The sequence below is a fragment of the Clostridium sp. 1001270J_160509_D11 genome (genome assembly GCF_015667935.1).
Classification (GTDB): Bacteria; Bacillota; Clostridia; order Peptostreptococcales; family Peptostreptococcaceae; genus Intestinibacter.
The window spans coordinates 1-11,052 of record NZ_JADPET010000094.1 but is presented as its reverse complement, the minus strand read 5'-3'; the positions used below and the strand labels follow the sequence as shown (position 1 = coordinate 11,052).

Below are 11,052 nucleotides of genomic sequence, written 5' to 3'. Positions count from 1 at the left end.
AAGCCAGAGATTTTATAATCTCTGGCTTTTTATATTTTAAGAATTGTATATTATATTAATAAGTTATTTAAAAAAATTACTTATTAGGATTGTATTTAGCTTTTGAAATTAGCTGTGTCATAGTACCCATAGGACAATATACACACCAAGATCTAGGTTTAAATAAAAGCATTGTTATAAGACCTAATATAGTCGAAGTCAGCATCATGCTATAAAATCCAAATGCAAATTGATAAATCCATGGTGATGCTATGCTAGTATTGGCAACTTTCCAAGGGAGTTTAAATGTCCAAAGCAAAGTAAGCACTTCTTTTAAATTGCTTGCATTGGCAAATACTAAATAAGTATTAAATAACATAATTGCAAACATTGTTAAAAAGAAAGTCAAAAATCCATATCTAAAATACTTGCTTTTTAAGAATTTAGGCATGTTTTTATTTCTAGATAGTTTTAATTTACTTCCAAATAAATTAAATAGTTGACCTCTACCACAATATGTATTGCAATATGATTTTCCACCTCCTAATAATGATATTATTATTGGAGTTAAGAAACATAGTAATCCAAGCCATGCAAATAGTATATTAAAAAATCCTAAGCTAAAATAAGTTATACTTAAAATCCACATATAATCTAAAGCTGATTTTTTATTTTTCATATTATACCGCCACCTCTCTTTTTTCAATACTTATAATAGATGCAGGACATATAGCTGCGCATCTGACACAACCGACACATTTATCATAATTTATCTGTGCAAAAACACCTTGTTCTATGTGTATTATTTGAAGTGGGCATGACTTTAGACAAGTACCACAAGCCACACAAGAACTTTTATCTACTATAGCTTTTTTCTTAATCTTTTTCATTTTATTCCTCCTAATTTATATATTGTAAATACAATTATAAGGATTTTTAATAAAAGTTAAGTGATTAAGTCACAAAGAGAGGATGTAGTCATTATAACTTTAGAAAATATGTTAACATAACTCTTTTAGTTTTTTTATATCTAAAATTTTGATACAACCTCGACTAACTTTAACTAAATTATCTTTTTCAAATCGTTTTAACATTCTGCTTATAACTTCGCGTGATGAGCCTAAATCATTTGCAATAATTTCATGGGTTATAGATATTTTATCTGAATTTTTAAGATAATATTGATTTATCAAATAATCAGAAAGTCTATAATCTAAATTGAAAAATACAACTTGTTCTAATACCCACAAAACTTCCGAAAGTTTGCTTTGGGTTATTTCTAATATAAACTTTTGAGCAGATATATTTTGGTTTATCAATTCTTTAAAAAAGTTTCCATCTATAATTATAATATGAGAGTTTTCAACAGCATTTTTTTTAGATAAAAGAGATGTCTATATAATTTATTTAAATAGTGGAATTTCAAAGAAAATAGATAGAGTATGATCAGTTTTATTTAGATAAGCGCCGACATTACCATCCATTTGTTTGACCAAAAACTCCACAATCGAAAGCCCTAATCCCGTTGATTTATTTCTAGTTGAGTCAGATGTATAAAATCTGTGAAATAGTTTATCTACATTTATATTGGTATCTTGATTTATCGGATTAGTGAAAGTGATTTTTGCATTTTGTAAAAATTCTATTTTTATGTCGATATCTCCAAGTGAGTGTTTTGCACAGTTATTTAATAAATTTTCAATTATGCGTATTAACATATTTTTATCACCAAGTACAAAAACAGGAGGAGTCTCTTTAATATTTACATTTAAATTTTTTTCTTCAAATATAGCTATATAAGATAATACACATTCTACAATTAAATTATTTATATTGATTTTTTCTAAATTAGGCTCGGTTTTAGCAGTGACTAGATAAGAATATTCAAAGAAGTTTTCTATTAATAAACCTAATTCATCTGTAGATTTTTGTGAAGTTTTAAGGAGTTGAACTTGGTGTTTATCTAAGGGTGTTTTCTCCAAAAGTTGTTGATATCCCTTAATTGATGTGAGTGGAGTTCTAAGGTCATGAGATATATTTGATATTAATTCTTTAAATTGTTTTTGATCATTTATACTTTCAAGACGGCGTTTTTCTTCTAATTTTAAACAGCGATTAATATTTTTAGATAAATTAGTTATAGTTTTATTGAAAAGTTCAATATTAAGTGGTTGGCGTGTATTTTCAATAAGTCTTTTATCTAGTTGTTTATTAATTGATTTTAATTGTTTTAGTATAAATATAATATATAAAAATAAAATCAATACAGATATACTTAGTAAAACAACAGCAATAATCATTTTTTCAACCCCTTCATCTTTTAAAATTTAATATAACTAATTTAAATTATATTATAAATCAAGAGTAATTACGTTTATAAAATTAATAATTATTTTATTTCAGCTCTTTTAAATGAAATATAAGATAAAATTAATATAATAGCCATAAAAATTAAACTAATACTTATAAAATTTGAATATACAGATAAACTTGCATCAAGTGTTAATTTTGAATAATCTACACCGTATGGAGTTAACTTAAATAAATCAGAGAGCTTATCAATATTTACTATTTGTGCAATTGAGGCGTTTAAAACATAACCTAAACTTATTACAATTACAGGTCTTTTAAATAAAAAAGCAAGTAAAATCGATATACTGATTTGAGATGCATATACAATAGTCATAGTAATATATATTAAAAATATCTTTAAAAATACAGCAGAGTCAAATGTAACACCAGACTCATTTTTTATTATATTTTGGAATACTGATGGTAAAAATGATTCAAATGTATTATTAGAGCAAACTCCAACTATAGTTATTATCATATATGGAAGTAGAAAAATTAATATTGATATATAATAAGATATAGTTTTACAAATTAATATAGAAGCTCGACTATGACCAGTTGAGATAGAGTCTTGGATGGTTTTATTATCAAAGTCATTACAAATAAATATAGATATAAAGATTACACTCACTAATGAAATCATTTGAAAATCAGTAACAAAAGACCCAAAACCAACAATATCACTTCCTAAATTTCCTTTGCTTAATTCTTTACAAACTTCATACATAATAAATGCACTGATACAACATAATAGAAATAATATTTTTATTGAATTACTTTTTCTCATTTTAAACAAATCAGCTCTAATTAAATTAATCATTATCAACACCACCTACTAAAGATACAAAATAATCTTCAAGAGTTCCACCTTCATTTGATAGATTAGTTACGACGATATTATTATCAAATAAAGTCTTTCCAACAAATTCTTTGTCATCAATATAGTCAAAAAGTTGAACAGAGTAGTCGGGCATAACCTTGAAATTAGTAGTATTTAATTTTCTCTCTATTACATTGACTAATTTATAAACATCTGTAGATTTTATCAAAAGATAGTGTCTGCAGTATTCGTCTAATTCTTCTAATGAAAGTGTCTGTATTATTTCACCTTTATTTATAAATATATAATCTGTCGCCAATTGATACATTTCAGGCAAGTTGTGACTAGAGATTAAAATAGTCATATTTTTTTCATTGCATAGTTTTGTAAGAAGTTTTCGTATCTCGACAACTCCAAGTGGATCTAAGCCATTTATCGGTTCATCTAATATCAAAAATTCAGGACTATTAATTAGGGTAATCGCAATTCCGAGGCGTTGTTTCATACCTAAAGAAAAGTTTTTTACTTTCTTTTTACCTGTATTATTTATATCTAAAAGACTAAGAAGTTCATCTTCTATTTTTTCATCTGGAATACCTCTAATAATTCTGTGTAGTTTCATATTTTCTTTTGCAGTCATAGATAAGTTGATGCTTGGCGATTCAATCATGCAACCTATGCGCTTTCTTTCAAGCTGAATTTCACTTTCTTTTGTATGGCCAAATAACTCAATGTGACCTTCATCAGGGTAGCTAAGCCCTGCGATAAGTTTCATAAATGTGCTTTTTCCAGCACCATTTCTGCCTATAAGTCCATATATTTTACCAGCCTCTAATGATAACGATACATTGTTTATAGCTTTATAATTCTTATATTTTTTAGTAAGGTTTGATGTTTTCAAAATATATTCACTCATATTTATCCCTCCTTAAGATTTAAAATATATAAATAGATTTATAAATATTTTAGATTTACACTTTAAGTATATATAGTAAAGGTTTAGAAAGAGATAAGGTGAAAAAATAATTGTAAAGATTTAGATAAGTTATTTCTTGAAAAGTCGGTATCCTAACCCCCACACAGTTTCTATATAATTTCCGTTTTTATTGAATTTTTTTAATTTACTTCGAATGTTGCTTATATGTGTTTTTATTACATTGTCATCACCGATGTATTCTTCATGCCAAATCGATTCATATAAATTAGCCTTGCTAAATACTTTATTTTGATTTTTTAGTAATAGTTCTAAAATCATGTATTCCTTCGCTGTTAAATCAAGTAAATTATCTTTAATCTTAACTTCTTTAGTATTTTCATCTAGCGAGATATCTTTATATGTAAATAGAGAAGTTTGGAAAGCAGATATAGAATATCTTCTTAAATTTGACTCGATTCTTGCAATGACTTCACCTAAATCAAATGGTTTTGTTATATAATCGTCAGCACCAAGTTTTAATAAATCTATTTTTGTGCTTATCATATCTTTTGCTGAAATAATTATTATTGGAATTGATGAAAATTGGCGAACTTCTTTTAAAATTTGGTCACCACTTTTATATGGCAACATAATGTCCAAGAGCACGAGGTCGTAGGAATTTGTCTTAATTTCGTTTAGACCATCAATACCAGTGAATGAAGATTTCACATTGTAGCCAGCGTTTTTTATAGCTTTTGAAAGCATTAGATTTACATCTTCATTGTCTTCTATAATTAATATATTTTCCATATATACCTCCTTATCAAATTAGATTACAAACTTACAGTAGTGTATATAGATTTTATATATTTGTATTTAAGTTGAGTATATATTAAAAGTTTCTCAAAGACAATAAAGCTAGGTATAATACAATTTAAAATTTTTAAAAAGAAAGGTGTTGACGAATATAAATATATTTGATATGATAATTGAGATATAAATACCACTTAGGAAATTATGTCATTAGAGATAAAATTAATTAAATAGAATATTACAAGACAGATTACATATATAGATCCATAATAAGGATGGACGTTTCTACAGGCTGCCGTAAATAGCTAACTATACGTAATTCATTTAGAATTACTATAGCTATTTGCGGCAGTTTTTTGTGTAATTGAGGAGGAGAATATGAAATTAATAAAAGGGAGTTTTATTTACTCAATAGATAAAGATAATATCGAAATTAAAGAGAATCAATATCTTTTAATTAGAGATGGAAAATCGGAAGAATTTTATAAAGAAATTCCAAGTAGGCTGAAAAATATCCAGATTGAAGATTATGGAGATAATATAATAATCCCAGGATTAATTGATTTACATATACATGCTCCGCAATATGCATTCAGAGGAATGGGGATGGATATGCAACTTTTAGATTGGTTAAATACTTATGCTTTCAAAGAAGAAGGAAAGTATAGAGATTTAGAATATGCAAAAAAACAATATTCTAAATTTGTAAGTGATGTGAAAAACAGCGCTACAACTAGACTATCTATATTTGCAACTTTACACAAAGATGCGACAATTATGCTTATGGACATGTTAGAAGAAGCTGGTATAAAGGCATATGTAGGGAAGGTTAATATGGATAGAAATTCACCAGAATTTCTAACAGAGGATACTCTAAAATCTAAAGAAGATACAATAGAGTGGTTAGAAGATACAAAAGATAGATATAAAAATATAAAACCAATATTAACACCAAGATTTATACCGAGTTGTACTGATAACTTAATGGAAGAAATAAAACAAATTAATAATATATATAACATACCAGTTCAATCACATTTATCAGAAAATAAATCTGAGATTGAGTGGGTAGCAGAATTACACCCAGATACAAAAAACTATGCAGAGGCATATGATAAATATAATTTATTTGGGAAAAATAATAAAACTATAATGGCACATTGTGTTCACTGTCCAGATGATGAGCTTGAATTAATAAAACAAAACAATGTAGTAGTAGCTCATTGTCCACAATCAAATGCAAACTTAACAAGTGGAATAGCTCCAATTAAAAATATGTTAAGTATGGGAATCAATGTTGGACTTGGAAGTGATATAGCAGCAGGCTCAAGTTTATCTATATTTAGAGCGATGAGCGATGCAGTGCAAGTTTCAAAATTAAGAGAATCCTTAACTGGTCAAAAAAATCAAACATTAACTTTAACAGAAGTTTTCTACCTTGGAACTAAAGGTGGAGGTAAATTCTTTGGAGATGTTGGTAGCTTTGAAAAAGGATACGAATTTGATGCTGTAGTTTTAAATGACAAATCATTCGGTGACAATAGCGATTTTACTCTAAAAGAAAGATTAGAGAGAATAATCTATCTAAGTGACGATAGAAATATAGTAGCTAAGTATGTTGCTGGAAACAAAATAATTTAGTTTAATTGTATAATATTTGAAATATATCCAAAAAAATACTCCTAGAAATCATTTTATGATCTAGGAGTATTTTTTTATTCTAAGGGAATTATTAACTTAAGCAACGGACGAAGTCGTTGGCGCTATGAATGTAGTGAATTTTTTATAGTTCTAATTTCATATAAATGCTAGTATCAAGAGGGCTATTTACATAGGAATCAGTTTTATAAAATCCGAGTTTAGTGTATAGGTGTATGGCGCTTTCTAAGAATGGAAGTGTATCTAAATACATATTTTTATATCCGATAGATTTGGCATCATCTATTACCTTTTGGACTAATATTTCGCCTAATTTATGTCCACGAAACTTTGGTCTTACAAATAATCTTTTTAATTCGCAATTTGTATTAGATAATTTTCTAATACAGACACACCCAGCAGGACTACCATCGACATAAGCTATATATAATCTACCTTCAGGCATTCCATATTTATTCTCTAGATGTGATAATTCATAATCGTAGTCTTGAAGTTTGAGATATTTTGCCATACCAGGCTCATTTTCAATTAACATATTTGTGTATTCTGAAAATAATTTTTTTATTTCATCTTTTTCATTATAGCCAACTTTTATTTCTAAAGACATCAAATCACCCCTAATTTTAAAAATAGATTATATTTATATTTTAGTATAATAATTTAAAATTTTGATTATACTTTACAAAATTTATTTGTATAAATTAAGAAATATAAACAATTCTTAAACTTTGTTTTCAAAATTATAATTTGATAACTGAGGTGTTATAATAAACATATATAAATTGTTTGTATATAAATGGATATAAAATATTTAATATTAATTTTAATTTAAAATTTAGAATAACGAGAAAGGTGGCTACTCATGAATAAGAAATTATTAATAGGAATAATAATGCTATGTTCAATAATTTTTACGGGTTGTGTTGATGCAGATGTTACTGTTGATATAGATAAAGATGCAACAGGAAAGGCAATAGTCCAAGTAGTTGGGCCAGGAGCTATATTTAACAACATCTCAGAAGATACTATAAAGGATTGGGCAACTTCATATGAAAAGGTCGAAAAGATAAGTGAATCAGATAAATCAGGATATAGATTTACGACGAGAAAAGGGCCAATAGAAGATGTAATAAAAGAAGTAACAAATTTAAGCGATACAATAGACGTAAATGGAGATACAAACTCAGCTAAAAAAGATGATTCAGTCAGTTGTTTTGCTGAACAAATTTATGAAAAATATGTAGATATAAAAGAAAATAAAGGCTTATTTTCAAATACTTATGATATAAATTTAAATATAAAAGATGCGATAAATGGCGAGATGTCTAGCGAAGGACAGGCAATAGTTAATTTTCTTGGACGTTCATCTACTATAGGCTTACATATAAAATCTCCTATAAAAGCTGAGCAAAGTAATGCAACTAGCCAAGCAAAAGAAGATGGAAAATACGTATACAACTGGGATTACACAGTTTCAAATGTTCAAAATATAAATTTCTCTGCCAAAATACCTAATATAAGAAATATAATAATAGCAATAGTATGTATATTGGCTGTATTAATAGCAATAATAGCTATGATAATTAGAAGAAGAAAATAAAGTTAATTACTAAAAACTATATTATAAGAAAAATTTTAAATTTCTGTATTGACTCTAACACTGTGACAGGCTCTACAATATAAATAAGCTCAAAGAAACATGCATGTAAAAGGAGTGATTGAATGTTTAAAATAGGTGAGTTTTCAAAGCTTTCACAGGTTAGCATAAGAATGCTTAGACATTACGACAAAATTGATTTATTAGTCCCGAAAAAGACAGATAAATTTACAGGATATAGATATTATTCAGCATCACAACTTATTGTAATAAATAGGATTCAAGAATTAAAAAAGATGGGATTCAGTCTAAATGAGATAAAAGATATCTTAAAAGATTATAAGGATGATGATAGCTTTAAAAATGCGTTAAAAGCTAGAAAATCTGAAATAGAATCAGGCATAAAAGAAATGCAAAACCAAGTATTGCTTATTGAAAACTTCGTAAAGAGATTAGAGGAGGTTTCAATTATGAAATACAACGTAAATATAAAAGAAATGCCAGAAAGAAAGGTTGCTAGTTTAAGAAAAGTTATAGGAAGTTATCCACAAGAAGGAGAACTTTGGAATCAAATAAGAAGTGAAATAGCACCACAAAATCCTAAATTTTCAAATCCAGCTTATAGAGTAGCTATTTATAGAGATGAAGAATACAAAGAAGAAAATCCAGATATAGAAATCCAAATAGCTGTTGATGGAGATTATAAAGATACACAAAATGTAAAATTTATAAATGTAGCTCCAATGAAAGTTGCATCAGTTATGATGAAGGGTGAATATGAACAAATAGGTAATGTAAATGAAGCTATAGTAAATTGGGTTCAAGATAATAATTATGAATTTGATGGCGATATGTTTAGTATATACCATGTCGGACCAGCAGAAACAAAAAATCAAGATGAACTTGTTACTGAAATATGTTTTCCAATTAAAAAGAAATAGACAAATTTTTTAATTATATCAAAACTTTTAAATAAAAATAAATTAAAATCTAAAACACCTCACATTTTGTGGGGTGTTTTTATTATAAAAAGCTATATTTTTCTAAAAAAGTGAAATACTAAATTAGAAATAAAAAATGGAGGTAAAACTATGGAAAATAATATGGCAATGGAATACCCTATGTTTTGTTACCAATGCGAGCAAACAGCAGGGGGTAAAGGATGTACTAAAATGGGTGTATGCGGGAAAACTCCTGAAGTAGCAGCACTTCAAGATTTACTAATATTCCAAATAAAAGGTATAAGTTGTTATGCAAAAGAAATAGTAGAAAAAGGTGAAAATGTAGATAAAGATATAGTATCTTTCGTTGAAAACTGCTTATTTACAACTTTAACAAACGTTAACTTCGATGCTGATGTTCATGTTGAATTATTAAAAAGATCTCAAGAAATAAAAGAACAACTTAGAAGTAAAGTTGGATGTATAAAAAACGACACAGAACACGCTACATATAATCTAAGTAGTACTAAAGCAGAAATGTTAAAAGACGCAAAAAAAGCGGGAATAATGTATGACCAAAAACTAGACCCAGATATTCGTTCACTAAGACAAACAATAGTATATGGATTAAAAGGAATTAGTGCATATGGTCACCAAGCAAGAGAACTTGGATACTATGATGACCAAGTCGACAACTTCTACATTAGAGCATTAGAAGCTACAACTGATGACAACCTAGGCGTAGAAGAACTTATAAGATGGACAATGAGAACAGGTGACATGAGTGTGGCTGTTATGAAAAAACTAGACGAAGCAAATACTGAAGTTTATTCAAATCCAACACCACATAAAGTAAACGTAAAAATGAAAAAAGGTCCTTTCATAATAGTATCAGGACATGACTTAAAAGATTTAGAAATGTTACTTCAACAAACTGAAGGAAAAGGAATAAATATATATACACATGGTGAAATGTTACCAAGTCATGGATATCCAGGACTTAAAAAATATAAACATCTAGTAGGTAACTTTGGTGGAGCTTGGCAAGACCAACAAAAAGAATTCGATTCAATACCAGGATGCATCCTTATGACAACTAACTGTCTTATGAGACCTAGAGAAACTTATAAAGACAGAATATTTACAACTAACGTAGTTGGATGGGATGGAGTAAAATTTGTTCCTAAAAAAGAAGATGGAACTAAAGACTTCAGCGAAATAATAGAAAAAGCATTAGAATTAGGTGGATATAAAGAAGACCAAGAACCACATGAAATTCTAGTTGGATTTGGTCATCATGCAACTTTAAGCAATGCAGGTGCAATAGTAGATGCAGTAAAACAAGGTAAAATAAGACATTTCTTCTTAATAGGTGGATGTGATGGTGCTAGACCAGGAAGAAATTATTATACTGAATTTGCTAAAAAAGTTCCAGATGACTGCGTGATTTTAACTTTAGCATGTGGTAAATATAGATTTAATAAACTTGACTTTGGAGAAGTTGCAGGACTACCTAGACTTCTAGATGTTGGCCAATGTAACGATGCATATTCAGCAGTTAGAATAGCAACAGCATTAGCAGATGCATTCGAAACTGACGTAAATGGACTTCCGCTTTCTCTAATAATATCTTGGTATGAACAAAAAGCAGTAGCAGATTTACTTGCCTTATTATCACTTGGAATAAAAGGTATCTACTTAGGACCAACACTTCCAGCATTTTTAAGCCCTAATGTACTTCAATACTTAGTCGACACATTCGATCTAAGACCTATAAGTACACCTGATGATGACTTAAAAACTTGTTTAAAACAAGAAGTATAGATGAATTATATATTTGGAAAACTTATTATTATTTAATTATTAAAGAAAAATATTAAAAAATAGCTAGAATTAAATAAAAACTCCCTTGAAAATATAATGCACCTAAATTATTGGAGCAAAATCAAGGGAGTTTTTTATTATAAATTATATT

The 11,052-nt window shown here is 27.8% G+C and carries 12 protein-coding genes and 1 riboswitch; of the genes, 4 read left to right on the top strand and 8 right to left on the bottom strand.

Going from position 1 to position 11,052, the window contains the following annotated elements:
- Nucleotides 1–76 precede the first annotated feature (76 nt).
- The 7 genes from I4U58_RS09360 to I4U58_RS09330 all read right to left on the bottom strand — a co-directional run bounded on the left by I4U58_RS09360 (nt 77) and on the right by I4U58_RS09330 (nt 4,877).
- Complete coding sequence (locus tag I4U58_RS09360) at nt 77–658, bottom strand: 4Fe-4S binding protein (RefSeq protein ID WP_195931036.1); 582 nt, start codon at nt 656–658, stop codon at nt 77–79.
- 1 nt (nt 659) lies between these two features.
- The gene (locus tag I4U58_RS09355) at nt 660–869 is read right to left on the bottom strand and encodes a 4Fe-4S dicluster domain-containing protein (RefSeq protein ID WP_195931035.1); all 210 of its coding nucleotides are present in this window, start codon (nt 867–869) and stop codon (nt 660–662) included.
- Between the two features lie 111 nt (nt 870–980).
- Nucleotides 981–1,298: a helix-turn-helix domain-containing protein gene (locus tag I4U58_RS09350; RefSeq protein ID WP_243269600.1), complete on the bottom strand. Its 318-nt coding sequence runs from the start codon at nt 1,296–1,298 to the stop codon at nt 981–983.
- An 84-nt stretch (nt 1,299–1,382) separates the two neighbouring features.
- Nucleotides 1,383–2,279, bottom strand: coding sequence for a HAMP domain-containing sensor histidine kinase (locus tag I4U58_RS09345; protein WP_195931034.1), 897 nt, complete (start codon nt 2,277–2,279; stop codon nt 1,383–1,385).
- An 89-nt stretch (nt 2,280–2,368) separates the two neighbouring features.
- A complete protein-coding gene (locus I4U58_RS09340) occupies nt 2,369–3,151 on the bottom strand; it encodes a hypothetical protein (protein WP_195931033.1) in 783 nt (260 codons plus the stop codon).
- The gene (locus tag I4U58_RS09335) at nt 3,144–4,067 is read right to left on the bottom strand and encodes an ABC transporter ATP-binding protein (RefSeq protein WP_195931032.1); all 924 of its coding nucleotides are present in this window, start codon (nt 4,065–4,067) and stop codon (nt 3,144–3,146) included. Before I4U58_RS09335 ends, I4U58_RS09340 begins: the two co-directional genes overlap by 8 nt.
- A gap of 129 nt (nt 4,068–4,196) precedes the next feature.
- Nucleotides 4,197–4,877: a response regulator transcription factor gene (locus I4U58_RS09330; RefSeq protein WP_195931031.1), complete on the bottom strand. Its 681-nt coding sequence runs from the start codon at nt 4,875–4,877 to the stop codon at nt 4,197–4,199.
- A gap of 237 nt (nt 4,878–5,114) precedes the next feature.
- Nucleotides 5,115–5,212, top strand: a riboswitch (purine riboswitch).
- Between the two features lie 46 nt (nt 5,213–5,258).
- On the opposite strand from I4U58_RS09330, the gene I4U58_RS09325 reads away from it, so the two are divergent.
- The gene (locus I4U58_RS09325) at nt 5,259–6,521 is read left to right on the top strand and encodes an amidohydrolase family protein (RefSeq protein ID WP_195931030.1); all 1,263 of its coding nucleotides are present in this window, start codon (nt 5,259–5,261) and stop codon (nt 6,519–6,521) included.
- Nucleotides 6,522–6,663: 142 nt separating this feature from the next.
- Here I4U58_RS09325 and I4U58_RS09320 read toward each other — a convergent pair whose 3' ends face one another.
- On the bottom strand, nt 6,664–7,146 hold the full coding sequence (locus tag I4U58_RS09320; protein ID WP_195931029.1) for a GNAT family N-acetyltransferase: 483 nt from the start codon (nt 7,144–7,146) through the stop codon (nt 6,664–6,666).
- A 255-nt stretch (nt 7,147–7,401) separates the two neighbouring features.
- Between I4U58_RS09320 and I4U58_RS09315 the strand changes: the two genes are divergently transcribed.
- The 3 genes from I4U58_RS09315 (at nt 7,402) to hcp (ending at nt 10,901) form a co-directional block, all read left to right on the top strand.
- On the top strand, nt 7,402–8,139 hold the full coding sequence (locus I4U58_RS09315) for a hypothetical protein (protein ID WP_195931028.1): 738 nt from the start codon (nt 7,402–7,404) through the stop codon (nt 8,137–8,139).
- A gap of 122 nt (nt 8,140–8,261) precedes the next feature.
- The gene (locus tag I4U58_RS09310) at nt 8,262–9,077 is read left to right on the top strand and encodes a MerR family transcriptional regulator (protein WP_195931027.1); all 816 of its coding nucleotides are present in this window, start codon (nt 8,262–8,264) and stop codon (nt 9,075–9,077) included.
- 150 nt (nt 9,078–9,227) lie between these two features.
- Nucleotides 9,228–10,901, top strand: coding sequence for a hydroxylamine reductase (gene hcp, locus I4U58_RS09305; protein WP_195931026.1), 1,674 nt, complete (start codon nt 9,228–9,230; stop codon nt 10,899–10,901).
- The last annotated feature ends 151 nt before the right edge of the window (nt 10,902–11,052 follow it).

Bases quoted from the DNA above. Each gene is read 5' to 3' on its own strand.
- I4U58_RS09310 (WP_195931027.1), top strand. From the start codon at position 8,262: ATGTTTAAAATAGGTGAGTTTTCAAAGCTTTCACAGGTTAGCATAAGA.
- I4U58_RS09315 (WP_195931028.1), top strand. From the start codon at position 7,402: ATGAATAAGAAATTATTAATAGGAATAATAATGCTATGTTCAATAATT.
- I4U58_RS09345 (WP_195931034.1), bottom strand. From the start codon at position 2,279: ATGATTATTGCTGTTGTTTTACTAAGTATATCTGTATTGATTTTATTT.
- I4U58_RS09320 (WP_195931029.1), bottom strand. From the start codon at position 7,146: ATGTCTTTAGAAATAAAAGTTGGCTATAATGAAAAAGATGAAATAAAA.
- I4U58_RS09360 (WP_195931036.1), bottom strand. From the start codon at position 658: ATGAAAAATAAAAAATCAGCTTTAGATTATATGTGGATTTTAAGTATA.
- I4U58_RS09335 (WP_195931032.1), bottom strand. From the start codon at position 4,067: ATGAGTGAATATATTTTGAAAACATCAAACCTTACTAAAAAATATAAG.
- I4U58_RS09355 (WP_195931035.1), bottom strand. From the start codon at position 869: ATGAAAAAGATTAAGAAAAAAGCTATAGTAGATAAAAGTTCTTGTGTG.
- hcp (WP_195931026.1), top strand. From the start codon at position 9,228: ATGGAAAATAATATGGCAATGGAATACCCTATGTTTTGTTACCAATGC.
- I4U58_RS09330 (WP_195931031.1), bottom strand. From the start codon at position 4,877: ATGGAAAATATATTAATTATAGAAGACAATGAAGATGTAAATCTAATG.
- I4U58_RS09340 (WP_195931033.1), bottom strand. From the start codon at position 3,151: ATGATTAATTTAATTAGAGCTGATTTGTTTAAAATGAGAAAAAGTAAT.
- I4U58_RS09325 (WP_195931030.1), top strand. From the start codon at position 5,259: ATGAAATTAATAAAAGGGAGTTTTATTTACTCAATAGATAAAGATAAT.